Below are 25,579 nucleotides of genomic sequence, written 5' to 3' on the forward strand. Positions count from 1 at the left end.
CTGAGCGAAAAGTCAACAAGCGTTTATTGTTACTTTATTGTTCTTCAAACTCTGGCCCGGTAATGAAAAAGCAAAGCCGGGAAGAAGGCGAAATGCCTCCTCTTCCCGGCTCACGAGACTAGTAGGGTCGGACGAACCGGTTTTCTATTTCAGTCGTTTAGCCTTTGCCTCAAAGCTGTTCATCAACAGGCCTTTGAGGTTGTCGTCGTCAACTTTCGCCAGATCGATGGTAACATCATAACCCTGAGCCGTAAAAGCCATCGACAGGTTGTCGCCTTTTTCTTCGATGCTGGTAATCGGAATTTTTCCGGCCGTCGAGTCAGCCGCGTTGACCAGCTGGCCAGTCAGTTTGCCGTCTTTCCGAACCAGTTCGGCCGTCAATTTGGAATCGCCATTGGGCGTGCCAAAGATCATAATCTCCCATTTTCCGGCAAAAAAATCAGGTGGCGTCGCGGTTTGCGAAAAGCTCCTGACGCAAAGGCCCAGGAAAAAAACAAACAGAAACAGGCTTACTTTTTTCATAATTAGCTATGTTTAAACGTGATTTTTTTGATATAAATGCGTCGTAAAATTGCCTTCTTATTTGTCTCCCTTGAAAGACATACCCTGAACCTCAAGGGTTAACGACGTGACTTTTTTGTCGGCACCACGACTAAACCTGAACACGGAACCATTTCCTCCTTTAAATTCATCAGCTCCCGGACCGGGCGTAAGTTCGGCTTCCTTATCACCCGCCTTCATGGACAGCCGCCCTTCTTTGGGGATAATTTCGATGTACTCAAACGGAAGGCCGGACATTTTGTACTTGCCCGCAAAAGCTTCCAGATCCTGGGCCGGGCCCGACGACAGTGGTGCTGAGGCCGGTTTGGAGTCCGTTTCCACCGACTGGTTCGTTTGGAATTCCAGATCGATGACAACAAACAGGGCCTGACCAGCCGGGACTTTATCATTCTTAAAGACCAGATACACATCGTGGACGCCCGTTGCGCCCGACAGCTTCGCAACCACCGGCGGGGGCATGCTGGTGATACCGGCCCCTTCACCCGGAGAAATAAAAGCGGTTTCGCCGACCAGCTTTCCGGTTGGGTCATCCAGCCGAACTTCGATATGGCCACCGGCGGCATTCAACTGGGATTTGGGGGCTGAAGCGGTAAATTTGATCTGCTCAATACCGGTTAAATCGATGCTGCTAAACCCAATACTGGCGTTTTTCACCGACGCAATGATCACGGTCCCGTACTTCATTACGCCCTCGATCTTATCGGCTTTTCCAGCGGGTATTTTCGCACTGCGCAAGACCAGCGTTTTTTCTGCCGTAATCGCAGGAATACCGGGGCCACCTTTGTCCCGGTAGGCCGCCCGAATCAGATACCGGCCTTCGCCCTTATCGTCTTTAGGCAGGGTCATGGTGTAGCTTCCTTTCACGGGCAGCGATGGAGCGGCCTGTTTCTTTTCAGCCAGACTCAGAATGTAGGACACCATTTCCTGCGCATCGGCCTGCGCCAATTGGGGGTGGGCGCTCATGGCGACATCACCCCAAACCCCGCTGCCTCCGGCAATGACCTTTTTGGCCAGGCGTTCGGCCGCACCGGTTTCGCCCTTGTATTTCAGGGCCACCTGCTGGTAGGCCGGTCCCACCGATTTTTTCTCCATACTATGACAAGCCTTGCAGTCATTAGCCTCCATCAATTTGATCCCCTTGACCACCTGCGCCGACGCATCGGCGCTCCGGTGACCCTGGGCAATGGCAGCCAGGTCGTAGCCTTCGGCTAAATAATCGACCGTGACGGCAACTTCACCGGGTTTAATTTTCCCGTTCGCCAGACTCCCGTCTTCCTGATCCTGCACCTTCACTTCATACGCAAACGGTTGTCCCGGAAAGAAAAAAGTCTGGTTGCTATTTTTCGTTTCGAACGTCAATACCGGTTCTTCATTACCCGCCATAATCTCAACGGACCGGCTGCTGCTGCCGCCTTTCGCATCGGTTACCGTCAGGGTGGCTTTGTAGACCCCGGGTTTGTCGAAGGTGACGGTCGGGTTAGCAACCGGGAAGGTTCGAACGGCTCCGCCCGCCCGTGCGCTCACCGTCCAGACGTACGTCAGGGCATCGTTGTCAAAGTCTTTCGTACCCGCCGACGAAAGCCGGGCTTTAAAGGGCACCGATCCGCCTTTTTTGGAGGTGGCGACCTGAACAAGCGGTTTGCGGTTGCCCCCGTTGTATTCAATGCGCACCAGCCGGGCATCGTCGTTCTGGGTAAACCAGCCGCTCCCGTATTCCAGCATGTATAAATCCCCCTCCGGGCCAAACTCGATGTCCACCGGATTGGAGAATTTATAGCTGGGCATCACCCGCTCCATCGACGCGTAATGGCCATCCTTATCCAGCGAAACGGCCATAAGCCAGCCCCGCATCCACTCGTAAACAAAGAGTTTACCGTCGTAATAGTCCGGGAAAGGGCGCTTGGCCCGGCTGAATTGATCCCGGTAAAAAACCGGTCCAGCCATGGCCGAGCGCCCCCCCGCTCCCACCAGCGGAAACTCGCTGGATTCGGCGTAAGGGTACCAGATAAAGGCTTTTTGGGCCGGTGGCAATTGCTTCAACCCCGTATTGTTGACCGAGTTATTAACCGGTTTGGCCGGGTCGTACAGTTCTCCGGACTGGCCGGTGGCAAAGTCATATTTGTAATAAGGTTTGTTATCGCCCACGAAATACGGCCAGCCGTAATTCCCGGCTTTCCGGGCCTGGCCGATTTCATCCTGCCCTGCTGGGCCCCGTTTTTCTCCCGGCTGGCTCGCATCCGGACCGATGTCTCCCCAGTAGAGAAAGCCGGTTTTTGAATCGATGGAGATGCGGAAGGGGTTCCGGTGACCCATCGTGTAGATTTCAGGGCGGGTTCGGGCAGCCTCCCTGTTGGGCGTTCCTTTCGGAAAGAGGTTGCCCTCCGGAATGGTATACGAACCGTCGGCTTCGGGATGAATCCGGAGGATTTTACCGCGCAGATCGTTCGTATTGGCCGAGGTCATCTGAGCATCGAAGGGCGACCGACCGGGTCGCTCGTCCGCCGGGCTATACCCATTGGATTGCTGCGGATTGATGTTGTCGCCCGTCGACAGGTACAAATTTCCGTGGGCATCGAAGGCGAGCGAGCCCCCCGCGTGACCGCTGATTTCCCGTTGGGTGGCTACTTCCAGGATAACTTTTTTGGAACTCATCACCAGTTCATCACCTTTCAACTCGTAGCGGGCCAGAATATTCTTCGCTTCTTTTCCTTCGGGGGAATAATAGAGGTAGATCCAGTGATTTTTCGAAAAATCAGGGTCTTTCGTCAGACTCAACAAACCGCCTTCGTCCTCGCCGACTTTCCCCTCTTTATCGGTGACTTTGTTGTTTACCGGAATGTGGGCAATGACGTTGATTTTACCCGTCGAGGGGCTGTACAGTTTGACGTTTCCCCGGCGTTCAACAAACAGCACGCGGTTGTCGGGCAGCACGGTCAACTCCATCGGCTCGTCGAGTTTCTCTCCCAGCACGACTTTCGAATACCGGTTTTCTTCGGGCAACCGTTTTGTTTTTGCCTTCGTGTAATCCAACGGTTTTGGTGAATCGCCCCCCATGGCGTAGTGTAATCCCGCCCCTAAATGCCGCAAAAACAGCGGTTCTGAAAACGTAGCCTCGGTGTGGCCACCCGCCGTGTAGAACGATCGGCCTCCGTCAAACTCCTGATACCAGGCCATCGGGTGATTGTCGCCGTTGGTACCTCCCTGGTAGGTTTTTTCGTCGATGGTGAGCAGCACATGCAGGGCCGGGCTGATGTTTTTGAAGGAATAAAATTCATCTTCCCGCTCCCAGCGCTCTGGCAGGAAACTGGTTGCCGGGTTATTTTTGTCAACCACGACAAACGTTCCCTTCTGTACGTTGTTCGGCATCGGGTGGTTGGCAAACCAGGCGCCGGCCAGTTGGTTGTACCAGGGCCAGTCGTATTCGGTATCCGTCGCAGAGTGAATACCGAAATAGCCTCCGCCAGCCTGGATATAGCGTTCGAAAGCGTTCTGTTGCTGGGAATTCAATACATCGCCGGTGGTGCATAGAAAGACCACCGCCCGGTAGCGTTTCAGGTTTTCTTCGTTGAACCGACCCGCATCTTCCGTCGTATCAACGGCAAAGCCGCGCTCTTTACCCAGAAGTACCAGCGCTTTCTGCCCTGCACCAATGGAGGTGTGACGAAACAGGACGGTTTTGCTAAACACCAGAATGCGGGGTGGATCTTTGACCACCGCATACGACCAGAGCCCTGTGGCCACCAGGCCAACTACGGCAGACACGAACAACCAACGGAGAGAATTCGGGAAAAGTGGCTTCATCGAATTGACTAGTAACAGTAAAAAATGATAATAAACTCTAAAGCGTAAATTTTACGGAATAAATATAGATCGTTTTAATTTACAATCCGTAAATTATACGGATTAATTTTTTTTATCTTTGGTTTATGAACTCCCAGGAAGAAGTCAACGACTTTGTCAAAAACGGCCATCAGCAGTATCTCCCCCACCTGAGCATCGACCCGGTCATCATTGGCTACCACGATCAGCAGCTCAAGGTTTTACTCCTCAAATGGATCGGATTGAATGGCTGGGGGCTGCCGGGCGGTTTTATTCAGCGGAGAGAACCCCTGAGCCAGGCGGCTCACCGCATCCTGCACGAGCGAACCGGTCTGGAAGATTTGTTCCTGCAACAGTTTCACATTTTTGGGGATTCCCCCTACCGGGTTCAGGAACGGAGCGTCAACGAATTTAATGAAACGTATGGCCTGGCTATTGACGGCAATACCTGGTTGTTTGAGCGAACGTTGTCGATTGGCTATTTTGCCCTGGTGGATTATTCAAAAGTGAGCGTTAGAACGGACTTTTTCACAGTCGATTACCAGTGGTGGGATGTGAGTGAAATTCCTCCGCTGTTATTTGATCAAAACGAGGTCGTGGAAAAGGCCCTGGCCACCCTGCGGCTTCAGATTTATCACCAGCCGATCGGGTATAATCTGTTACCCGAAAAATTCACACTCCCGGAAATTCACACGTTGTATGAAACGATTCTAGGAAAAAAGCTGGATCAGCGCAACTTTGCCAAAAAGCTCGTGGGACTGGGCCTGATCAAAAAGTTAGATGAACAACGCGCCATTGGTCCCCATCGGTCGCCCTATCTCTATCAGTTTGAGAAGGATGCCTATGAGAATGCCCTCAAACAAGGCATTGTGCATACGTATTGAATGGCCTTCGTTTTGTGATTTCCTTCGATCTATTTCGCCCGTAACCCAGGCCGCTGCCGACGGGTCACGAAACTAATTTCAAAAATACGTTGCAATTCATATACCGATCGGTATATTTGCAGCATGAAATTTTCACCCCGCTCCGAAACCACCCGCCAGTTCATCATTGAGAAGGCCGCCGGTATCTTCAACAAGAAGGGCTACGCGGGCACATCGATGTCGGATCTGACGGAGGCAACCCGGCTGACGAAAGGCAGTATCTACGGAAATTTCGAAAACAAAGATGACGTTGCGCTGGCGGTTTTCAATTTCAATGCCGCCCGCCGGAACAAGCTGATCCGCGAAAAACTGGACAAAGCCGTCAGCAGTAAAGAGAAGTTGATGGTTTTCATAAATACCTTCAGCCAGGATGAAATCCAGCAGTTTCCGGAAGGCGGCTGCCCGCTCTTAAACGCCGGAATCGAGGCCGATGATACGCACGAACCGCTCCGGAAACGTGTAGCGGAGGAACTGGTTGATACGCAGCAACAACTGGCAGCGATTGTCCGGCACGGTATGCAATTCAACGAATTTTCGAACACTACGGATGCCGACAAGGTGGCCATCAACCTGGTTGCTCTCATTCAGGGCGGTATTTTCATAGCCCGAACAACCCAAAATGCCTTTTATCTCGATACGGTATTGGAAACAGCCCGGAAACTAATTCACGAAATTGAAGCCAAACCAGGGAACTAATTTTTTTTACCCCGCTATATACCGATCGGTATATAATGAATTTTTATGTAATCATTCACAGTAAATTTCACAATCATGAAAACGCAGAACAACACGGTTTTAATAACGGGCGGCAGCGCCGGAATCGGCTTTGAAATTGCCAAATTGTTTGCTCAAAATGGCAACCAGGTCATCATTACCGGCCGGAACGCCAAACGCCTGCAGGAGGCTGTAGCCCAATTGGAAAATACCACCGGTATCGTTTCCGATGTCAGCAATCCGGACGATGTCAATCAGTTGGTGGAGCGGTTGAATAAAGACTTCCCGACCTTGAATGTGGTCATCAACAATGCCGGTCGTGCGTTCTATTATTCCCTATCCGAAGACGGAATTCAGGCGAGCGACAAAGCCGGGGAAGAAATGACGACCAACTACCTTTCGATCATCCGTTTGACGGAGAAATTGCTGCCGCTACTGAAAAAGCAGCACGAAGCTGCGCTGGTCAACGTGTCGTCCATTGTAGCCTTCGTTCCCGGTCATACCACGGCAACCTATTCCGCCAGCAAAGCGGCCTTGCACGCCTATACGCTGTCGTTGCGGTATACGCTGGCGAAAGATACCGCCATCAAGGTGTTTGAACTGATGCCCCCGCTGGTCAATACCGATTTTTCGCAGGAAATTGGCGGTATCAATGGCATTTCGCCCGTCGTTGTGGCCGAAGAACTGCTCGCTGCGCTGGAAAGCGACACCTACGAAATCCGCGTCGGCCAGACCGATTCGCTGTATAAACTCTTCCTGTCCTCACCCGAAGAAGCTTTTCTGGCGTTAAATACCGGTCGCTAAAAGAGGCCGCTTTCCTTTGTTCACCGCTATTCTGGACGTCATTTTCTGCCTATCTTTGGCCATTACGTTGATGCGTTACTGCTATGGAAAACCCGTTGGTGAATGGCTCTTATGTACTGGAAAAATTTCAGGGGAAAGGTGGCTGGACGTATGCCGCACTGCCCGAAGTAAAACCGGATAAAAAGGCGTATTTCAACTGGGTGAAAGTGAACGGCACAATCGATGGGTATGAAATAAAGAATTACAGCCTGATGCCGATGGGCAATGGCCAGCTTTTTCTGCCGGTAAAAGCCGAAATCCGGAAGCAGATCGGGAAGAAAGAAGGCGACTGGGTTCAGGTCGTTCTGTATCCCGTTCAGGCACCCGTCGATACCCAAAAGGATCTAATGCTTTGCCTGGAAGATGAGCCAGCCGCGCATAAAACGTTTTTGAGTTACACGAAAGCGGAGCAAAAAGCCTGCGTAGACTGGATTGATTCGGCCAAAAGTGAAGAGACCAAAATTGAACGCATGGCCGAAACCATCAACCGGTTGTTGAGGCAGCAAAAGGATTCGGAGAAATAAAGAATGGTATACGGTTTTCGGTTGGCTGACGCGTTTTGTTTGCATGCGTCAGCCACTGTAAACCGTAAACCAAAAACCGTATACCGTACTTAAATTTTAACCGCCTGCCGGGCCAGCAATTTCCAGTCGCCTTTCTGTTTTACCCAAACCAGTAAAACCGACAGTTTAACCGTACCCGCCACGCCTTTATTGTTGGTGGTACCCGCCATTTTGTGCCGCACCCAGGCGGTATTATCGACAATCGTAACGGTTTGGTCCGTTAGATCGATCGTCACAAAATCAGACTCTTTGCTCACCAATGCCTTGACAAAAGCGGCTTTATCCTCCAGAAGTCCGTTCGAGTGGCCGTACGTCAGCTGGTCGGTCACCAGGGCCTCCAGGGTAGGCTGATCGGCATCGATGATGCCCTTTCGCAGTTTCTCGACGGCTTGTTCAACAGCCTGTTTTTCATCTTTCTTAACGGGATCAATAGCCATCAGGTTACCGGTTACCAGCAGCAATACAATCAGGCATTTCAGGGTTTTCATGGAAAATTAGCGTTTAATGTAAATACTGGCATTATAATAAAGAGGTGAGAGACGAGCAGCGAGACAAGAGATGGAATTTGGCCTTGTCGCACCTCTCTTGTCTTTATTTTCTGTTATCACTTCTTTTTGTGTTAAAAATCAATTGGCTCCCAGCAAAACATACGCTTTACCGGGTTCCGTAGCGACGTCATAGATATAGACCCCGTTGGCGGGTGTTTCCGGTTTGGTGGTTTGGTACCGGTTTTCCGGCTGCTGAAAAAACGAATTGGGATTAGTCCCTTTAGCAATTTGAAGCCGGGTTTTTCCATCGCCCCGCAAGGCGTTCGTCACCCGCAGACGGCAGTTACCGCCCAGGGCCGAGCGGATTGTTACCCGCGTCAGTTTGCCAGCCTTCCAGCTCATGTCCAGTTCGTAACCACCCCGCGCTTTCATTCCTTTCACCTCACCGGTGGCCCAGGCGTCGGGTCGGGCAGGCAGCAGGTTGAGCAAACCGTCGTGGCTTTGCACCAGCATTTCGCCAATGCCCGACGTACCGCCAAAATTTCCGTCGATCTGAAACGGCGGGTGGGCGCAGAACAGGTTGGGATAGGTGCCGCCCCCCTTGGCATAATCGGTGCCTTCAACACCCGTCAGTTTCAGCAATTCACGCAGGAGTTTGTAGGCGTGATTGCCGTCGTGCAGCCGCGCCCAGAAGTTAATTTTCCAGGACTTGCTCCAGCCTGTACCACCATCACCGCGGATGGCGAGGGTTTTCCGGGCAGCATCGGCAAACTGGGGCGTGGTGAGGGGCGAAATTTCGCGCCCCGGATGCAGGGCATACAGGTGTGACACGTGGCGGTGTTGCGGATCTTCGTCCTGCCAGTCTTTGTACCATTCCTGAAGATTGCCGTTTTTGCCGATCTGTAACGGAAACAGCTTACGCTTTTTATCGGACAGTTCTTTCCGAAACTCGGCATCAACATCCAACTGCGAAGACGCCTGAATGACGTTCGAAAACACATCCCAAATCAGGCCCATGTCCATCGTGGTGGCAATAGAGACGGATTGCTTGAGGCCCTTTTCGGTTATAAACACGTTTTCGGGCGAAGTCGACGGAGCCGTTACCAGACGTCCCTGCGGGTCTTCCACCAGCCAGTCGAGGCAGAATAAAGCCGCATCCTTCATCAGCGGATAGGCGTACTTCTGCAAATAGTTTTTGTCACCGGTAAACAAATAATGGTCGTAGAGGTGCTGACTCAGCCAGGCTCCGCCCACGGCCCAGTTGGCCCACGACGGACTGCCTTTGCCCTTGTCACCCACCGGATTGGAGGCTCCCCAGATGTCGGAATTGTGGTGAACCGTCCAGCCCCGGGCGTTGTAAAAGTTTTTGGTAGTTTCGCGACCGGTTACTGCCATGTACCCAATCCAATCGAGCAAAGGCGTGTGCAGTTCCGACAGATTGACCATTTCGGCCGGCCAATAATTCATTTCGGCGTTGATGTTGGTCGTATAGTTGCTGCTCCAGGGCGGCCGAACCATCGGATTCCAGAGTCCCTGGAGGTTGGCCGGTGGTCCGCCAGGACGGGAGCTTGAAATGAGCAAATACCGCCCAAATTGAAAATACAACGTTTCCAGCTCCGGGTCGGCACCGCCTTCGGCATACCGTTTCAGACGCTCGTCCATCGGAAGATTGACCGGCGCAGCCGTTGCCAGGGTGAAACTGGCTCGATTGAAATACCGCTGATAATCAGCCATATGAGCCTGTCGAATGGCATCGACGGATTTGGAAAGTGCTTTTTTCAGGTAGGTTTCGGCCAGTTGCTTTTCATCACGGCCCTCGCTGTCGGGGCATTTGTCGAAACCGTTGAAACTGGTAGCCGCCGTCAGTAGCAAAACCGCTTCCGTGGCATTCTGAATGCGGATTCCGGCGGTATCGGCCGACACCGTTCCGTCCGTCGAGCGGACGTTCACCCGCCAGTCGAAACGCATGCCTTTGCAACCGGTGGAGTCCCCATAAATAACCGGTTTTGGATTGTAGTTGACGTAATTAGGATCCGCGTGGGCGGGTGCTTTTCCGCGAATAATCAACGCATCACGCCCTACCGCCGATTTTGTTACCGGATGCGGACTCCGGACCGATGCCGTTAGATTCAGCATTCCTTTTTTACCGGCCGTCAACCGGACAACAACCACCTGATCAGGGGCCGAGACGAAGATTTCGCGGGTATACATAACGCCATCGGCCCGAAACCGGGTGGTGGAGGTGGCGTTTTTTAGATTCAGATCGCGGTAATAATCAGCAGGTTGGCCCGTAAAACTTTGCTTTAGCAGCAAATCGCCCAGCGGTTGATACGCTTCCGTATACAGCCCCTGCATGTGTTGCGTCAGTTTGGCGGCTGCGGCATAATCCTCCCGAAAAAGAGCTTCCCGAATCTGGGGTAAATACGTCGCAACGCCGGGATTTGGGTTACGATTGACCGGACCACCCGACCAAAGCGACGACTCGTTCAACTGAATCAACTCTTCAGCGGGCCGGCCAAACACCATCGCACCCAGACGACCATTGCCCACGGGCAGGGCTTCGTTCCAGTTGCGGGCGGGTTGACGGTACCAGATCGCCGACGGATTTTGGGCAACTACCGGAGGAATAATCAGCCAGAGTAAACCAATCCAGGCGGTTTTTCGGCTCAAAAACCACCAAAGTTTCAAGGAATAGAGAAGTAAAAAGTGCATGGATTTAAAAGCAGCCCTACCGGGAGAATTACTGTACGGAATCCGTTTTGCCAAAAATCAAAAGCCGCGTCAAGCCTTGTTATACACTTTTAAAACCGACTCCCGCAGCATTTTTCCGGCACCAAACGTCACGAAATCAACCAGTTCAGCAATATCTTCGGCTTTCACCCAGTCCGCAGGATCAGCGTCGGGCATGGCTTCCCGGTTGGCGGGGGTGTCGATGGTACTCGGGACCAGCACCGTCGAAACGATGTTTTTGTCCTTCCCGGCAGCATTGAGAATCTCGGACAGGTGAATAACCAGCGATTTGGACAAGGCATAGGCCACCATGTTTTTTCCAGCCGATGGCATCAACGCCGGCCGCGCACCAATCAGGACAAACCGCCCCCCGTCCACCTGCCGGCTCATCTGGTCAAAAACCGGTCGGGCCACCTGGTAGGTAGTCTGAAAATTCAATCGGATCATGCGGTCGATGGCGGCAAAATCGGTGTCAACCACGGAACCCATGGCAAAACCGCCCACCAGCATGATGGCCGCATCGATACCGCCGTGTTCGGCCGCCACTTTCTGAACCAGCGTCTGGCAACCCGCTTCGTCGGTCAAATCAAGCTCGTACGAAAACAGATTCGGTTGCGGATCGAGCGTGTGGCCGCCCGGTTCGAGGGTGGCCAGAACGGTATGTCCGTTTTTCAACAGATTTTGGGTAATGGAGCGGCCAAGACCACCAGCTCCGCCAGTCAATAAAATGGTTGCCATCTTTGATTTGCTAATGAGAAGAAGTCAAAGTAAGCGACTTCTGCCAAAATAAAAAATCAACGGTTTGTGGTCAGAATTTTTGCCAGCCGATCATATAGCTTGCCGGGCCTGAAGGGCTTACTCAGGTAATCATATATCCCGTACGCCTTAAATTTCGAAACCGTTTTCTCAGAAACGGATGCGGTCAGGGCGACAACCCGCCTTCAATCTGCTTTTCCCCTAGAAAACGGATCTTCCAAAGCATCGCAGATTGAATTACATTTGAATCGATTATTCCTAAAAACCTCATGAAAATACACCGCTTTTTTCTTCCACTGTTCGTAGTTGGCGCATTAACCGCGGCTTTTCGGCAGGATCGCCCAACCGAAGCCCCCGATGAACACCGCTTCCGAAAAGTGGAGCTGACCGGCAACCTCCGCGATCTGGCGGAGTTCGACATTGCACCCAATGGGGATGTGTATTATATTGGTCATGGTGGTGCGGTTTACGTACACCGGGTCGCTACTAAAGAAAATAAGCAGATCGGGAACATCGACGCCCAGCCATCGGAAGCCACCCTTCAGGCCATCGCGCTCGATCCGGGGTTTGCGCAAAACCGGCATCTGTATTTGTACTACGCACCCAAAACCAGAAAAAACGTCAACGTTCTGTCGCGGTTTACACTCCGGGACGACTCGCTCGATCTGCGTTCGGAAAAAATGATGCTGGAAGTAAGCGATTCGTGGCAATGCTGCCATTCCGGCGGAGGCATGACGTTCGATACGCACGGGAATCTGTATCTGACCACGGGCGATAACACCAATCCGTTCGGTACCAATTTTGCCCCGCTCGACGAACGGCCCGGCCGGGAAATTTTCGACGCCCAGCGTTCGGCGGCCAATACCCGGGATTTACGCGGCAAAATTCTCCGGATTCATCCCGAACCGGATGGCACCTACACCATTCCGAAAGGCAATCTGTTCGCCAATCACAACGACACGCTGACCCGGCCGGAAATCTACATCATGGGTTGCCGGAATCCGTTTAAAGTGACCGTCGATAAAGATACCGATCTGCTGTACTGGAGCGAAGTCGGCCCCGATGCCAGCGACACGGAGTCGCGCGGACCACGGGGATACGACGAACTGAATCAGGCCCGAAAAGCCGGTAACCACGGCTGGCCGCTGTTTATCGGCAACAATGAGCCGTATGCCAAAGTGGATTTCACGAAAGATTCCGTGCTGTTTCGGTTCGATCCGCAACACCCGATCAACACGTCGGTCAACAACACCGGTTTGCGGGATTTGCCCCCGGCACAACCCGCTTTTCTGGCGTATCCCTACGATGTGTCGACCGAACATCCGGAACTGGGCTCCGGCGGACGAACCCTGGTGGCCGGGCCGATTTATTATTTTGACCCCAAAAACCCCTCGCCCATCAAATTTCCGGCGTATTTCGACCGCAAACTGTTTCTGGGCGAATGGATGCGAAACTGGATCAAAACCGTATCGTTCGATGATCAGAAAAACCTGAAAGCCATCGAGTCGTTTATGCCTTCTGCGTCGTTCCGCAAACCGATTGCGATGAAATTCGGGCCGGATGGGGCGTTGTATCTCATCGAATTTGGGGCTTTGTGGGGCGGAAACAGCGATTCGCGCCTGGTTCGAATTGAATATATGGCCGGAAATCGCCCGCCGATTGCGAAGCTGGAAACCACCGCCGAAGCCGGTGCCGTGCCGTTGTCCGTTCAATTTTCAGCCAAAAATTCGCTGGATTACGACAAGGATGACCAACTCGTCTACCGCTGGTTCATCAACGGAAAACCGCTCGGCCTCACCACCACCGACGTAGCCTACACGTTTCGGAAACCGGGCAATTACCGCGTCAAGCTGGAAGTTAGCGACCGGGCTGGATTACGTTCTGCCACCGAAACCGTGGTGAGCGTGGGCAATACTCCGCCCAAAGTAGCCATTGAACTGGCCGAACCGGGGCGGTTTTATGATTCGGCGGTTTCCTACCGCGTGAAGGTGGACGACAAGGAAGATGGTTCGGTAAATCCGGCCGACATCAACGTAAGACTGACGTATTTGCCAACCCGGAAAACCGTCTCTCTTTCAGAAAATGGCGAACTCAACTTGCCCAACCAACGCGGCTACACGTGGATTGAAGAAAATGATTGCAAAGCCTGTCACGCGCTGAACGACCAATCCGTCGGACCGAGTTTTCGGGCTATTGCCGCAAAATACCAGCCCCAAAAATCCGAACCGGCGTTGGTAGAACAACTCAGCAGGAAGATTCTGAAAGGCGGTTCCGGCGTTTGGGGCCAGGCGAATATGAGCGCGCACCCGCAACTGTCGCATGAAGTAACGTCTGAAATGGTACGCTATATCCTGTCTTTGTCGGACGAAAAAACGGAGAAAAAACTACCCGCTCAGGGCAAATTCGCCACCGATCCGGCGGCCCGCGGAACCTACATTCTGACGGCCCGTTATACCGACAAAGGCACCAAAGTTGCCCGGCCGTTAACCCGTCAGGCGATGATCGCCTTACGCCCTTCTGTGCTGACCGCTCAGGATTTTGACGATCACTACGAACTCCAGCGCCAGGATATTCTATTCGATGTTCACAAAGCCGCCTGGGTCATGATGCGCCAACTCGATTTGACCGGTATTCACGCGATCGACTTCACCTTGGCGACGGAAACCAAAGGCACCAGCATCGAAGTCCGGCTCGACAGTCCGGCCAGCGAACTCGTGGGCGAGCTGGACGTACCGCCCACCGGCAAAAAGAAAAACTGGGTGGCGAAAACCCTGCCCATCAAACCGGTAGCGGGTGAGCACGACCTTTACATCGTTTTCAAAAACCGCCTGACGGTCATCGACTTACTGGAAGTGAAAGAGGTTCGATTCAGGAAGAGCCTACCGTAATCACAACCGACTTCGTCGGGTCAGGGTACCGGAAAACGTGCCGAATCGGTTCCGTCAGCGCAAACGTTCCTGTTGCAACGTTTTTATATCCGCAATGAGTTGTTGGATTTCAAGTTCCAGGGTGCCGTTATAAATGCCCCGAATGCGTTTTTGTCGATCGACCAGTATAAAATGCTCGGTGTGCAAAAATTCCGTGCTGTCTTTGCTATACCCTAATTCTTCTTCGGCAAAGTACGATTGCCGGGCCAACTGGTAGATTTCGGATTTTCGACCGGTTAACAAATGCCAGTTTTTTGATTGAATGCCGTTGGTCTGACTGTATTTCTTCAGCCGGGCGACGCTATCGATCCAGGGCGTAACGCTGTAGGAAAGCAGGACCAGGTCCTTCGCATTCGGAAATGCTTTTTCGACCAGCTTCAGGTGTTTGGTCATTCTGGGGCAGATCATTCCGCAGGAGGTGAAGAAAAAATCAGCGACGTGAATTTTGCCTTCAATAGCTTTCTGGCTGATGATGGTCCCGTTTTGATCTTTGAAGGAAAACCTGCCAATGGTGTGCGGAACTTTCTCAGCCAGCTGGTTTTCCGATTTCATAAAAACCGGCGTGAAGTCGGGGGTGTTATAATACGGTAAACCGGGGTGGGTTTCCGGTTGACAAGCCACAAAAAAAACAGGAATCAGCCGCAGACTACTTCCTAAAAACGCTATCCACAACATTTTTGCAGTTTTTAGTACCCAGCAATCCATAGCGTCGGTCGTCTTTAATGAGGTAATTGGTTTTTATTTTTCCCGAAGAATACCAGATTTGTTGGACACCGGCTTCCTGCCCTTTTTCGTAGTTCATATTCCGGAATCGTTTTCCATTCGGAAACCATTCCCGATAACTTCCGTCAAACTCATCATCGCGGAAGCGGTATTCGAACCGGAGCCTGCCATTTTCATACCACCCCCGGTGGGTTCCTTCCTTCCAGCCATTCACAAAAATCCGTTCTTCACGCAACCGGTTTTTGGGATAGAAAAACTTCGCGACACCATTTTCCTTCCCCTCCCGAAAAGGCACTTTAAATACGGTATCGCCTTGATTGTCAACCGAAAACAAAACACCCGAAAGCGGTATTTTTCCGGTATAATGAACGCCATTTCGGGTGTGGATCTGAATTTGAGCGGCATCCAGGTAGTGGACCGGTTCGGGCGCGGGCCGACAGTCCATGGCGATGCCTGCCAGCAGCCAGACCAGCTTATTTCGACCACGTACCCGCCGTACCATAGTAGCCATTCCCGTTGATATAAGGAGCATCTGCCGTCGTATGATAATGGTAAATACCGGTGGGATAATCGGCCGTTACAGTGGTATGCCCGTGGTAGGCATCCAGGTCGTTACTGGTGAGTGTTTTACCATTCTCGACCGGGCCATAAAGCGGAAAACCGTCCAGCAGGAAGCCAATCAGGGCACTGCTTCCTTTGGTAGCGGTCAAATAGTTAGGCTCAACGTGGTAATGATATTCACTGAACGGCGTAGGATGTCCACCGTATAAATCAAATGAAACATATTCGCCCGCACCGGGCGTCAGCAACTGGTTTTCCATCTGATACTGATTGAAAATCGGAACGCCATTGATGGCAACGCCAATGGTGGCCGCTCCCAGTGCTTTGTGCGTAGCAGCCACTGCCGGCGTTTTCGGAATTTTAAAGACGTAACTGAACGAACTAATTGTGTTCGAATTGGCCTTGAAACCGGAGCGGGTATCGTTCACATACAGCGCTGATTCCCACTGCGTTCCTTTATAATAAGGCGTTTTGTGATCGGGCAAGCCTTTGGATTTGACCACGATGTAATTGCCTTCCACATAAATTTCGGAAGCGCCGTAAATCTTCTTGTAAACCGCAGGAACATCGGTTCCGACGGTGGTGCCGGCGTCGGGCGTTGTGCTGTCGTCGCTGTTCTTGCAGGCGGTTATGGAAAATCCCATGGCCAGTGTCAGGGCGCTTAGCATGGCAATTCTTGGTAGTCGATTCATTGTGGCGATGGTGTCAATTGTGTGATTAATTACGAGGCTAAACCATTGAGACGCAGAAAGCAGCAAAAAGTAATGCAGATCTATTTTTAATTTCTGAATACACAGTCGGCCACACTGACGCTTTTTTTGCTCCCGGCAAACCGTACTTCCCGCCCTGACGAATGACGTAATTCGCGTCGATCTTTCCGTCGTCATAAACCTGTTTTGGGAACCGCTTTTGTAGCCATTTTTATAGATCCTTTCTTATACTAACGAGCCTGACTCCGACCATTCCCGGCAAACACCGGTATCTTCTCCCTTCGCAAAATGGCAATCTAATTTTGGGTTCCATTAAGCCACGTTTATGGCAGGCGCAAGGCTTAATCCGAGAGCCTGCACAGCAAAAAAACGAGGTCGATTCATGGAAGTCGGTGGTTGATTTCTGCCTTAGACGATACCATCAACGGATTCCTACGGCCGGGGCGGAAAATTTTCGGGCGGCCCTTCCGGCTGTTCTCCAGCCCCTTCCCGGGGTGGATGGGGACGACCGAACAAGCGCGCCAGTTCGGTGGCCAGCTGCCGGAAATCGGCCTGCTGGTCGGGACGACAAAGGGCCTTGATCTGCCCGAAATGGCGGAAATTGAGCACCGCCTGGGCTTGCTGGTTGTCGCCAATTTGCTGGCTCAAAACCGCCTGCCGGGCCGAATCCGGCGACGTAGCCGCCAGCAGGCCATAATACTGACGGTGCAATTGTTGCATCTGTTTAGTCAGAATTCCCATCTGTTTGCGGTGCGCATCGATCAGTTTCTGGTAAGCCTCTCGCTGATCGGGATCGAAATGAAGCCGCTCGATGATGATTCTGGCGGGCTCTTCTCGACCCTGCGGGCTGCCCGGGCGACCGGAATGTGGCTCTCCACCCGGTTTAAACACCAGAAAGCCAATGGTTGCCAGGTTGAGCAGCAACAGCCCAACCACCGCGAAAGTCAGCAATTTTGTCCGCTCCATCGTCTAATACAGTTGATTCCCGGTCGGAAACAGGTTCATTTCCTTGGCAACAGTGGTTAAATCCGCGGGTTGAGAAACCGAAGCATTCGACGGTCCTTCCATCACCTGCCAGTTGAGCAGAATCAGCAGGGCGAAGGAAGCAACCGTCAGCCAGACGGTGACGGGCGAAACATACACCGGCGCAGCCGCCGTTTGCAGCCGATCGCGGATTTTGGCAAACAAAAAGGGGCTGGGTTCCGCCCGTTGCATTCCCTCCGCACTGTTCAGTATAGCGTTAATCCATCTTTCTTTTTTAGGTTCCATAGCGGTTGAGACGACAAGTGGGAAAAATTCCTACGGGTTACAATAAAAATTTGTTACACTCTGTTTTTCCGTTTTCGCTCGCGTATCGCGAGTGAGTTCTATCCAAAGGGCCTCTGGCCCGTACCTTCATTTCCAAAACGCTGGTTTCCATCTGAAAGCCATGCTTCGGGCCAGAGGCCCTTTGGATAGAACTCACTCGCGACACGCGAGCGAAAACGGGAAAATAGCTATTACCCACTCAACGACTTATAAACACCGGCTAATTGTTTCTTCAGGTTTTCGGTTGCCCGCTGTAGCAGCGATTCGATGGCCCCCACGCTGGCGTTCATGATTTCGGCGGTTTCGATGTTGCTCAAGCCTTCCACTTTCGTCAGCAGGTAAGCGGTTTTCTGTTTGTCAGGCAGTTTCTCGATAGCTTTGAAAAGCCGGGCGGCATTCTCCTGGTTTTCGAGCGCGATTCCCGGATGAAAAAAATCGGTGGGCTGGTGCAGCAGTTCACCCGTCTGGGTGTCGAACAGGCTGGTGAAGAACGCAAAGCGCTTGCGCCGTTTCCGGTGTTTCAGAAAATCCAGCGATTTATTGACGGCGATGCGGTACAGCCAGGTGGTTACGCTGGCGTCGCCCTTGAACGTTTGCGACGAAAGAAACACGTCCAGATACACATCCTGCGTGATTTCTTCGGCATCTTCACGGTTGCGGACATACCCCAGCGCCAGGTTATACACCCGGTTTTTGGTCCGTTCGTAAAGAACCCTGAATGCCGCTTCGTTGCCTTGCAGGATTCCCTGAATCGCCAAAAGTAGGTCTTGCCCGTCGTTCATTCCTGACTTGTCATTCAAGGTAAATACCGCATTCTTAAAAGAGCCCGACCTGCTCGATCAATTCAAAAAAAGATTTCTTCTGGCTTTTGCTGATCGGTAACTGGTGATTTCCCACCGAAACTACATTATTCTGGATGAAATTGATTTTGTGCAGATTGACCAGATACGATCGGTGAATGCGCAGAAACTGCTGCGCCGGCAGGACTTCCATCAGTCGGGAAAACGACTGGAGGACAACGTGTTTGGCGGAGTCGGTATAGATCCGCAGGTATTCGCCCAACCCTTCCACGAACAGAATGTCGTCGAAATTGAGCCGAATGAATTTGTAGTCTGATTTGACGAAGATGAACGGCACCGCCGGGGCTTTGTGGCGATTCCCCGAACTCAGCGCATTTTTTGCCAAAACCGCCCCAATCTGCTGGCTGAGGTGTTTGGGCGGGAGGTCGCCGGACAAAAAACCGGCGGCTCCCAGTCCGTAGGCATCGGCCGCTACGGCCCGATTGGAACTGCAAACGAAAAAGGGCGGACAGAAATCCAGTTGTTGCAGAAACAGGAAATCATTGATTGTTAACTCATTGACCACCAGAAAAACCAGATTGTAATCTTCTTCCCGCAGCCTTTGCTCAAACAGACCCAGTTCATCGACCACCCGGACCACCTGCCCCGGCGATAAACCATGAAGCCCTTGTTTGAGCCAGCGGCCAGCGTCGGGCGTCTCTTCGTAAATCAAACAATGGAGGGATTCCGGGGCGTCGTTCAACATGGTCCGTTGGCTGAAAGGTTAAGTCCGTTTACTGAACAATCCGGTGTTTTGGTTGAATCGTTCGAAGGGTTTTTAGCTTAGACGTCGTCTTTACTGCACTGGTCACTTAAAACCCCATGTTCTTTATGAAACTCAAAAAAAGTGTGGCTATCAGCGAAAATGGCTTTGTTTTTAACGCGTCGCGGGGCGATTCATTCTCGACCAATCCAACCGGAACCCGGATTCTGGACTGGCTGCGGGAAGGCAAAACCGATACGGAAATGAAGACGCTGCTGCTGGAAAAATACGAAATCGACGAGGCTACCTGCGAGAAAGACCTGTATGATTTCATCAAAATGCTGAACCAACAAAACCTGATCGAAGCATGAGCAAGCTACCAGTAACCATCGCCGTCACGGGCCTCAATAATTCGGATAATCCCGGCCCCGGTATTCCCGTTATCCGGAGTTTGCGCGAAAGCCGCCACCTCGACGTCCGGATTATCGGACTGTCTTACGAAAACCTCGAACCGGGTGTCTATATGGACGACCTGGTGGACATGGTGTATGCCATTCCGTATCCGTCGCTGGGTCACGAAACCTTGCTCGCCCGGCTGACCTATATTCACGAGCAGGAAAGTCTCGACCTGATTATTCCCAATTTTGACGCCGAGTTATTCAGCTTCATCAAAATCAGCGACACCCTGGCGGGTATGGGCATCCGGACGCTGCTGCCTACGCAGGAGCAGTTCGACGCGCGGCTCAAAGGTAAACTGGTTGAATTTGGCGACCGCTTTGCCATCAACGTTCCGAAAAGTCTGACGGTTTTTAACGCCGACGAACTGACGGACGCCCTCGGTGAATTCAGTTATCCGGTAGTGGTAAAAGGCAAATTTTACGAAGCCTACGTTGCCCAAACCGCCGAACAGGCCCACGGCTATTTCTACAAACTGGCGGCCAAATGGGGAACGCCGGTGATTCTCCAGCAATTTATCAAAGGCCAGGAATACAACATCACGGCCCTCGGTGACGGCAAAGGGCGGCTCATGGGCGCTGTTGCCATGCGCAAAACCTACATTACACCCAATGGCAAAGGCTGGGCGGGTGTGTCGATCGACGACGAAAACCTGCTCGACATGGCCCGTAAGGTGGTTACACAAACGCGCTGGGGCGGGGGCATGGAACTGGAACTGATGCAGGAAGACAGCACCGGCGATGTGTACCTGATCGAAATCAATCCCCGTTTTCCGGCCTGGGTTTACCTGGCAACGGCCTGCGGGCAAAACCACCCCGATAGGCTGGTGCGGTTGGCACTGGGCCAGCATGTCGACCCGCAGGAAGACTATGAAGTGGGCAAAATGTTCGTGCGTTACTCCTGGGATATGATCTGCGACCTGAGCCGTTTTCAGGAAATCGCCACCACGGGGGAGGTCGCTATTCGGCCGATGGAATTGGCGTAAAAAATAGGTTTACGGTTTTCAGTATTCGGTTTACGGTAGCTGACGCATGCTACAAACGCGTCAGCAAGCATGCGTCAGCCACCGTAAACCGAATACTGAAAACCGTAAACCACTCACTCAATCACTCATTAAAAAATGGAAACCTTGCAAAAACTAAAATACGAACGCCCGGTTATCAAGCAGTTGAACGCGGGGGTTACCACTAAATTCGGGGCGCAAACCGGTTTTATCCCCCACACGCACATCGACGGGCTGGCCGTGAAAGACCTGACCGCCCGCTTCGGCTCTCCGCTGTTTGTGATTTCGGAGCGCACCATTCGCCAGACGTATCAGGAAGCTTATAACGCGTTTGCCAACCGGTATCCGAACGTGCAGTTCGCCTGGTCGTACAAGACCAATTACATGAACGCCGTTTGCCGCGTTTTTCACCAGGAAGGCTCCTGGGCCGAAGTTGTGTCGCGGTTCGAGTATGAGAAAGCGTTAGGCAACGGCGTGCCCGGCGACAAGATCATTTTCAACGGCCCCGACAAAACCGCCGACGACCACCGCGTGGCGGTTTTGAATAATTCGCCGATCCACATCGACCACTTCGACGAACTGTACGGGTTAATGGAAGTGAGTACCAAACTCGGCAAACGCCCGAAAGTGGCCATTCGCGTGAACATGGACACGGGCGTTCAGCCGATGTGGGACCGCTTCGGGTTCAACTACGAAAACGGGCAGGCGTGGGATGCCATCACCAAAATCATCCAGACCGACAAAATGGATCTGGTAGGTCTGCACTGCCACGTCGGCACGTTTATGCTGGCCACCAGCGCCTACGCGGTTGCGGCTTCGAAAATGGCCGACCTCGCCCTGAACATCAAACGGCAATTTGGTCTGGACATTCAGTACCTCGACATGGGCGGTGGCTTTGCCTCGAAAAATACGCTGAAAGGGGCTTACCTGAGCGGAACCGACATCACGCCCTCTTTTCACGACTACGCCGAACAAATCTGCACGACGCTCATCAAAGCCGGTTTCCGGTCGGAAGAACTGCCGTTGCTGATTCTGGAAACGGGCCGGGCCCTGATCGACGATGCGGGCTATTTGCTCGGTACGGTGCTGGCCAACAAGCGGTTGTCGGATGGCCGACGGGCTACGATTATGGATTTCGGGGTCAATCTGCTGTTTACGTCGTTCTGGTACGAACACGCGGTTTCGCCCGCCCAGGATTGCAGTCAGTATGCCGAGGATGCGATTTTGTACGGGCCGCTTTGCATGAACATCGACGTCGTGCGCGAAAACGTGAAACTTCCTCCCCTCAACAAGGGCGATCAGATGGTGGTCCACCGGGTGGGGGCCTACAACATGACGCAGTGGATGCAGTTTATTTCGCTTCGGCCCAACATTGTGCTCATCGATCTGGATGGCCAGCCTCACCTGATCCGCAAACACGAAACGGTCGAGGACCTCACGCAGTTGGAATCGACCCCGGCCCACCTCGAATCGTTCGATTTATAAGTCCATCCCCCCTTTTTATCTATGAAAAATACCGTCAAAACCCTCTTAGCCGGGGTCTTGCCTAGCTATGCGCAACTGTTTTTCACGCAAAGCAACGTCACGGGCCTGCTGGTACTGGCCGCGTCGTTCACCAACCCGGCCATCGGCTTTTGGGGGCTGGCCGGAGCGGTTTTGTGTAACCTGCTGGGATTGGTGATGCGAACCAATCCGGTTTTACTGAAACAGGGCCTGTTGGGCTACAACGGGGTGCTGGTTTCGCTCGGACTGGCTTCGACTCTTCAACCAAACGGGGCCTTTCTGGGCCTGTTTGGCGCGGCTTGCTTGCTGACGGTTATGCTCTCCAGGGCCTTTTTTCACCAGATGGGCCAGACCAGGCTGCCTTCCCTGAGTCTGGCTTTTGTGGTGGTTTACTGGATCATGCTGCTGGCTATAGGCGGTTTTTCGGAACTAAAACTTCTGCCGGTTTCTACTGAACAGCCAACCCGCTGGTACGGTTTTAGCCAACAAGGGCCGCTACCGGACTGGATACGGTTTTACCTGCAATCGCTGGGCGGTATTTTGTTTCAGGGCAATGGGATGGCCGGAGTGTTGATCGTCGCGGGCCTTTTGTGGTCGTCGCGGATTAGCTTCACGCTATCGGTTCTGGGGTTTCTGGCGGGATACGGTTTTTTTAGCAGCCTTGGTGGCAACTCCCTTCACGTCAGCGACCATTTTATCGGCTTTAATTTCATTCTGACAGCTATTGCGCTGGGCGGTTTTGTCTACATTCCCAACTGGCGGACCTACGGGCTGGCGTTGCTGGTGATGCCGGTGGTGGTGGTGTTAACCGTTGCGGGGACAAACCTGTTTGGCCAGGCGGGCCTGGCCGTGGTGTCGCTGCCGTTTGTGACGGTTGTGCCGCTGGTGTTGTACGTTCTGCGTCAGGGTGGCCCGATTCCGGGCCTGGTGGAAGTAATCCATCAGCAGTATTCGCCCGAGATCAATTTGTATTCGTTTCGGAACCACCAGCAGCGGTTCGGCAAATCGACCTACGTAGAAATCGGTTTGCCATTCTTTGGCGAGTGGTCTGTTTATCAGGGCTATAACGGAAAATACACCCACAAGGAAGCCTACCGGTTTGCCTGGGATTTCGTGATCCGCGATGCCGCCGACAAAACCTTCCGGACCACGGGTCATACGCCCGACGATTATTATGGCTATAACATGCCAGTGGTGGCTCCGGCTTCGGGCTACGTGGTGGCGATTGTGGATGGCATCGAAGACAACCCCATCGGTAACCTGAATATCAAGGAAAACTGGGGCAACGCGATTGTCATCAAACACGCCGACTTTCTGTATTCCAACATTGCACACCTCAAAAAAGACAGTTTCACCGTGCGGCTGGGTGATTATGTTCGGAAGGGCGATGTGGTGGGCGCACTCGGGAATTCGGGACGGTCGCCGGAACCACACATTCATTTTCAGGTGCAGGCAACTCCCGACATTGGCGCCCCCACGATCCGGCATCCCATTACGTATTACCTGCTGAAAACCAGCGCCGACAGCCGCCTGAAAAGCTACGATGTGCCGCAGCAAAACGAAACGATTGCCAACATCCGAACCACGTCGCTGCTCCGGGAAGCCTTCGGATTTGTGCCAGGTCAGGTGTTGCAATTCCAGGCCGAATCGGATACCGAACGGTTTGCGGAAGATTGGGTGGTGGGTACAACCAGCCTGAACCAGTCGTATCTGTATTGTGCCGCCACCGAATCGACGGCGTATTTTGTCAACGACGGGACGATGTTCTACTTTTCGTCGTATAGCGGCCCCCGGCATACGCTTTTGTACTATTTCTATCTGGCTGCGTACAAAGTCATGCTGGGATTTTACCGAAATACCGCCATCGACGATGCGATTCCCCTCCACCAGGTCGATACCGGTTCCGGTCGGTTGGTGCAGGATTTTCTGGCTCCGTTTGCCATTTACCGCCAGTATCGCTACCGGCTGGCTTACGGCCAGATGGACAATTACATCCGGCCCAAAACGATGCAGATCCGGTCGTCGGTAAACCGGGAGGTGCTGGGTAAGTCGCGGAAACTGTATGAGTTTGGGTTCTTGCTCGAAAACGGGATCGTCAGCGAGTTGACCATCAAACACCGAAACCGAACCCTCATTGCCCGGCAAATTCAGCCACTTTCCGAACGTGCCGACGGGCTGCCCACCCCTGATTTAATCGAGGAAACCGTATGAAAATACCGTCCATGTTGGTCACCACACTGCTGCTTTGGGTTGTGGTTCAGGAAGGGTTTGCCCAGGAAAAACCGGATTACCCCGGTATCGAAGCCCAGATTCAGGCTGCCTACTCGGGCCGGAACTGGAAAAAGGTACTGGAAATCAGCCAACTAGCTATCGACAACCGAATCGACTATCTGGCGTTGCGCCAACGGGCGGGGATTGCCGGTTTTTGGCGGGGCGATTTTGCGCAAAGCCGGCGGCATTTTAGCGTGGCGCGTCGGTTCGACCACCGCGATTCCGTTTCGCTGGAATACCGGTATTATAATCTGGTGTACGATGGGCGCGCTGCCGAAGCCGTTGCCCAGGCCGACGAATTTCCGACGGTTTTGCAACGGCGACTGGGGTTTCGCCCCCGCCAGTTCATCACGTCCCTGAATCTGGAAAGCGGTATCAAAATCAGTTCTGTTCCCAATCAGGTCGGCAATGCGACCTATCTGACCATCGGCCTGGAACATCGCATCAGCCCGTTCGTTCAGCTTTATCAATCGCTTAGCCGGTTATCGCAGGGCTACGGTTCTGACATTCATCTGAACCAGCTGCAATACTACGTCCGTACCGATTTACGGGTGACATCCGGCTGGCTCCTTTCACCGGCTTTTCACCGGCTTTCGGTAAACGGTTCCGGAACCACCATGACCGGCCCGCAACAGCACGGCTCGGTTTTTCACCTCAATCTGACCCGGAGCGGAGACGGCTGGAAAGTGTTTCCGGTGGTGACGTATTCGACAATCAGCAACACCGGCAACGCGTTACCCGACCAGGGTCCGCCACCCAAAGGCGGGCCTGCCAACGCCGAAAGCCAGTGGCAAATCGGGCTGGGCGCAGACTATGCCATTCATCGGGTACGGTTTCAGGGAAGTTATGAATACCAGAAAAAACAGCTCACAGGCACCTGGAATCCGCTCTGGAATTTGAATGCGGTTTTTACGGCCTCACCGACGTTTAGCATCCGGGCGGGCTACGGGTATTTCCACACCACCAATTTTCTGGAATCAACGACGGCCATTTACAACAACGTCCCCGACCCAACGACCGACAAAACGACCCTGCTGCTCCACTGGGGCGTCGGCCGGCGAACGTCGCTCTACCTGCTTGGCCAATACGAACGGAAGGAGTCGACTATCCTGAACCAGCATTACCACTACCTGACTGCTACAGTCGGCCTGACCATTCCATTTTAATCGACAAACCAA

22 protein-coding genes are annotated in these 25,579 nt (G+C 52.8%); 10 read left to right on the forward strand and 12 right to left on the reverse strand.

Annotated features, from left to right (window positions below; genetic code table 11):
* Window positions 1-144 precede the first annotated feature (144 nt).
* Both EHT87_RS11245 and EHT87_RS11250 read right to left on the reverse strand, forming a co-directional pair.
* Window positions 145-522: a hypothetical protein gene (locus EHT87_RS11245; RefSeq protein ID WP_124906723.1), complete on the reverse strand. Its 378-nt coding sequence runs from the start codon at window positions 520-522 to the stop codon at window positions 145-147.
* Window positions 523-579: 57 nt separating this feature from the next.
* The gene (locus EHT87_RS11250) at window positions 580-4,362 is read right to left on the reverse strand and encodes a ThuA domain-containing protein (RefSeq protein ID WP_124906724.1); all 3,783 of its coding nucleotides are present in this window, start codon (window positions 4,360-4,362) and stop codon (window positions 580-582) included.
* 125 nt (window positions 4,363-4,487) lie between these two features.
* On the opposite strand from EHT87_RS11250, the gene EHT87_RS11255 reads away from it, so the two are divergent.
* The 4 genes from EHT87_RS11255 (at window position 4,488) to EHT87_RS11270 (ending at window position 7,384) form a co-directional block, all read left to right on the forward strand.
* Window positions 4,488-5,264, forward strand: a complete 777-nt coding sequence (locus EHT87_RS11255; protein WP_124906725.1) for an NUDIX hydrolase — start codon at window positions 4,488-4,490, stop codon at window positions 5,262-5,264.
* 123 nt (window positions 5,265-5,387) lie between these two features.
* Window positions 5,388-5,999, forward strand: coding sequence for a TetR/AcrR family transcriptional regulator (locus EHT87_RS11260; RefSeq protein ID WP_124906726.1), 612 nt, complete (start codon window positions 5,388-5,390; stop codon window positions 5,997-5,999).
* Between the two features lie 75 nt (window positions 6,000-6,074).
* On the forward strand, window positions 6,075-6,821 hold the full coding sequence (locus EHT87_RS11265; protein WP_124906727.1) for an SDR family oxidoreductase: 747 nt from the start codon (window positions 6,075-6,077) through the stop codon (window positions 6,819-6,821).
* 83 nt (window positions 6,822-6,904) lie between these two features.
* Complete coding sequence (locus EHT87_RS11270; protein WP_124906728.1) at window positions 6,905-7,384, forward strand: YdeI/OmpD-associated family protein; 480 nt, start codon at window positions 6,905-6,907, stop codon at window positions 7,382-7,384.
* Window positions 7,385-7,473: 89 nt separating this feature from the next.
* On the opposite strand, the gene EHT87_RS11275 is transcribed toward EHT87_RS11270, so the two are convergent.
* The 3 genes from EHT87_RS11275 to EHT87_RS11285 all read right to left on the reverse strand — a co-directional run bounded on the left by EHT87_RS11275 (window position 7,474) and on the right by EHT87_RS11285 (window position 11,379).
* Window positions 7,474-7,911 carry a nuclear transport factor 2 family protein gene (locus EHT87_RS11275; RefSeq protein ID WP_124906729.1) on the reverse strand — a complete coding sequence of 146 codons (438 nt, stop codon included), beginning with the start codon at window positions 7,909-7,911 and terminating at the stop codon, window positions 7,474-7,476.
* Between the two features lie 138 nt (window positions 7,912-8,049).
* Window positions 8,050-10,623, reverse strand: a complete 2,574-nt coding sequence (locus EHT87_RS11280) for a glycoside hydrolase family 95 protein (protein WP_124906730.1) — start codon at window positions 10,621-10,623, stop codon at window positions 8,050-8,052.
* Between the two features lie 69 nt (window positions 10,624-10,692).
* A complete protein-coding gene (locus EHT87_RS11285; RefSeq protein WP_124906731.1) occupies window positions 10,693-11,379 on the reverse strand; it encodes an SDR family NAD(P)-dependent oxidoreductase in 687 nt (228 codons plus the stop codon).
* Between the two features lie 287 nt (window positions 11,380-11,666).
* Between EHT87_RS11285 and EHT87_RS11295 the strand changes: the two genes are divergently transcribed.
* Entirely contained in the window at window positions 11,667-14,285 is a 2,619-nt protein-coding gene (locus tag EHT87_RS11295) for a PQQ-dependent sugar dehydrogenase (RefSeq protein WP_124906732.1), read from the forward strand.
* Between the two features lie 54 nt (window positions 14,286-14,339).
* Here EHT87_RS11295 and EHT87_RS11300 read toward each other — a convergent pair whose 3' ends face one another.
* The 7 genes from EHT87_RS11300 to EHT87_RS11330 all read right to left on the reverse strand — a co-directional run bounded on the left by EHT87_RS11300 (window position 14,340) and on the right by EHT87_RS11330 (window position 19,171).
* Window positions 14,340-14,999: an SCO family protein gene (locus tag EHT87_RS11300; protein WP_229320997.1), complete on the reverse strand. Its 660-nt coding sequence runs from the start codon at window positions 14,997-14,999 to the stop codon at window positions 14,340-14,342.
* Window positions 14,971-15,558, reverse strand: coding sequence for a toxin-antitoxin system YwqK family antitoxin (locus tag EHT87_RS11305; RefSeq protein WP_185716186.1), 588 nt, complete (start codon window positions 15,556-15,558; stop codon window positions 14,971-14,973). Before EHT87_RS11305 ends, EHT87_RS11300 begins: the two co-directional genes overlap by 29 nt.
* Complete coding sequence (locus EHT87_RS11310) at window positions 15,521-16,300, reverse strand: YHYH protein (protein WP_221622007.1); 780 nt, start codon at window positions 16,298-16,300, stop codon at window positions 15,521-15,523. The genes EHT87_RS11305 and EHT87_RS11310 overlap by 38 nt, the downstream gene beginning before the upstream one ends.
* A 450-nt stretch (window positions 16,301-16,750) precedes the next feature.
* The gene (locus tag EHT87_RS11315; protein WP_124906735.1) at window positions 16,751-17,284 is read right to left on the reverse strand and encodes a Spy/CpxP family protein refolding chaperone; all 534 of its coding nucleotides are present in this window, start codon (window positions 17,282-17,284) and stop codon (window positions 16,751-16,753) included.
* A gap of 3 nt (window positions 17,285-17,287) precedes the next feature.
* Complete coding sequence (locus EHT87_RS11320) at window positions 17,288-17,587, reverse strand: hypothetical protein (RefSeq protein WP_124906736.1); 300 nt, start codon at window positions 17,585-17,587, stop codon at window positions 17,288-17,290.
* Between the two features lie 230 nt (window positions 17,588-17,817).
* Complete coding sequence (locus tag EHT87_RS11325) at window positions 17,818-18,408, reverse strand: RNA polymerase sigma factor (RefSeq protein ID WP_124906737.1); 591 nt, start codon at window positions 18,406-18,408, stop codon at window positions 17,818-17,820.
* Between the two features lie 34 nt (window positions 18,409-18,442).
* Window positions 18,443-19,171 carry a LytR/AlgR family response regulator transcription factor gene (locus EHT87_RS11330; protein WP_124906738.1) on the reverse strand — a complete coding sequence of 243 codons (729 nt, stop codon included), beginning with the start codon at window positions 19,169-19,171 and terminating at the stop codon, window positions 18,443-18,445.
* A gap of 125 nt (window positions 19,172-19,296) precedes the next feature.
* On the opposite strand from EHT87_RS11330, the gene EHT87_RS11335 reads away from it, so the two are divergent.
* The 5 genes from EHT87_RS11335 (at window position 19,297) to EHT87_RS11355 (ending at window position 25,567) form a co-directional block, all read left to right on the forward strand.
* A complete protein-coding gene (locus tag EHT87_RS11335; protein WP_185716187.1) occupies window positions 19,297-19,539 on the forward strand; it encodes a PqqD family protein in 243 nt (80 codons plus the stop codon).
* Window positions 19,536-20,609: an ATP-grasp domain-containing protein gene (locus EHT87_RS11340; RefSeq protein ID WP_124906740.1), complete on the forward strand. Its 1,074-nt coding sequence runs from the start codon at window positions 19,536-19,538 to the stop codon at window positions 20,607-20,609. Before EHT87_RS11335 ends, EHT87_RS11340 begins: the two co-directional genes overlap by 4 nt.
* A gap of 135 nt (window positions 20,610-20,744) precedes the next feature.
* Window positions 20,745-22,112: a type III PLP-dependent enzyme domain-containing protein gene (locus tag EHT87_RS11345; RefSeq protein WP_229320999.1), complete on the forward strand. Its 1,368-nt coding sequence runs from the start codon at window positions 20,745-20,747 to the stop codon at window positions 22,110-22,112.
* 21 nt (window positions 22,113-22,133) lie between these two features.
* Window positions 22,134-24,341 (forward strand): urea transporter, encoded by a 2,208-nt coding sequence (locus EHT87_RS11350; RefSeq protein WP_124906741.1) that lies wholly within the window; start codon window positions 22,134-22,136, stop codon window positions 24,339-24,341.
* A complete protein-coding gene (locus EHT87_RS11355) occupies window positions 24,338-25,567 on the forward strand; it encodes a porin family protein (RefSeq protein WP_124906742.1) in 1,230 nt (409 codons plus the stop codon). The genes EHT87_RS11350 and EHT87_RS11355 overlap by 4 nt, the downstream gene beginning before the upstream one ends.
* The last annotated feature ends 12 nt before the right edge of the window (window positions 25,568-25,579 follow it).

The organism is Larkinella knui, from assembly GCF_003858645.1.
GTDB classification, from domain to species: domain Bacteria; phylum Bacteroidota; class Bacteroidia; order Cytophagales; family Spirosomataceae; genus Larkinella; species Larkinella knui.

Bases quoted from the DNA above. Each gene is read 5' to 3' on its own strand.
- EHT87_RS11245 (WP_124906723.1), bottom strand. From the start codon at position 522: ATGAAAAAAGTAAGCCTGTTTCTGTTTGTTTTTTTCCTGGGCCTTTGC.
- EHT87_RS11250 (WP_124906724.1), bottom strand. From the start codon at position 4,362: ATGAAGCCACTTTTCCCGAATTCTCTCCGTTGGTTGTTCGTGTCTGCC.
- EHT87_RS11255 (WP_124906725.1), top strand. From the start codon at position 4,488: ATGAACTCCCAGGAAGAAGTCAACGACTTTGTCAAAAACGGCCATCAG.
- EHT87_RS11260 (WP_124906726.1), top strand. From the start codon at position 5,388: ATGAAATTTTCACCCCGCTCCGAAACCACCCGCCAGTTCATCATTGAG.
- EHT87_RS11265 (WP_124906727.1), top strand. From the start codon at position 6,075: ATGAAAACGCAGAACAACACGGTTTTAATAACGGGCGGCAGCGCCGGA.
- EHT87_RS11270 (WP_124906728.1), top strand. From the start codon at position 6,905: ATGGAAAACCCGTTGGTGAATGGCTCTTATGTACTGGAAAAATTTCAG.
- EHT87_RS11275 (WP_124906729.1), bottom strand. From the start codon at position 7,911: ATGAAAACCCTGAAATGCCTGATTGTATTGCTGCTGGTAACCGGTAAC.
- EHT87_RS11280 (WP_124906730.1), bottom strand. From the start codon at position 10,623: ATGCACTTTTTACTTCTCTATTCCTTGAAACTTTGGTGGTTTTTGAGC.
- EHT87_RS11285 (WP_124906731.1), bottom strand. From the start codon at position 11,379: ATGGCAACCATTTTATTGACTGGCGGAGCTGGTGGTCTTGGCCGCTCC.
- EHT87_RS11295 (WP_124906732.1), top strand. From the start codon at position 11,667: ATGAAAATACACCGCTTTTTTCTTCCACTGTTCGTAGTTGGCGCATTA.
- EHT87_RS11300 (WP_229320997.1), bottom strand. From the start codon at position 14,999: ATGTTGTGGATAGCGTTTTTAGGAAGTAGTCTGCGGCTGATTCCTGTT.
- EHT87_RS11305 (WP_185716186.1), bottom strand. From the start codon at position 15,558: ATGGCTACTATGGTACGGCGGGTACGTGGTCGAAATAAGCTGGTCTGG.
- EHT87_RS11310 (WP_221622007.1), bottom strand. From the start codon at position 16,300: ATGAATCGACTACCAAGAATTGCCATGCTAAGCGCCCTGACACTGGCC.
- EHT87_RS11315 (WP_124906735.1), bottom strand. From the start codon at position 17,284: ATGGAGCGGACAAAATTGCTGACTTTCGCGGTGGTTGGGCTGTTGCTG.
- EHT87_RS11320 (WP_124906736.1), bottom strand. From the start codon at position 17,587: ATGGAACCTAAAAAAGAAAGATGGATTAACGCTATACTGAACAGTGCG.
- EHT87_RS11325 (WP_124906737.1), bottom strand. From the start codon at position 18,408: ATGAACGACGGGCAAGACCTACTTTTGGCGATTCAGGGAATCCTGCAA.
- EHT87_RS11330 (WP_124906738.1), bottom strand. From the start codon at position 19,171: ATGTTGAACGACGCCCCGGAATCCCTCCATTGTTTGATTTACGAAGAG.
- EHT87_RS11335 (WP_185716187.1), top strand. From the start codon at position 19,297: ATGAAACTCAAAAAAAGTGTGGCTATCAGCGAAAATGGCTTTGTTTTT.
- EHT87_RS11340 (WP_124906740.1), top strand. From the start codon at position 19,536: ATGAGCAAGCTACCAGTAACCATCGCCGTCACGGGCCTCAATAATTCG.
- EHT87_RS11345 (WP_229320999.1), top strand. From the start codon at position 20,745: ATGGAAACCTTGCAAAAACTAAAATACGAACGCCCGGTTATCAAGCAG.
- EHT87_RS11350 (WP_124906741.1), top strand. From the start codon at position 22,134: ATGAAAAATACCGTCAAAACCCTCTTAGCCGGGGTCTTGCCTAGCTAT.
- EHT87_RS11355 (WP_124906742.1), top strand. From the start codon at position 24,338: ATGAAAATACCGTCCATGTTGGTCACCACACTGCTGCTTTGGGTTGTG.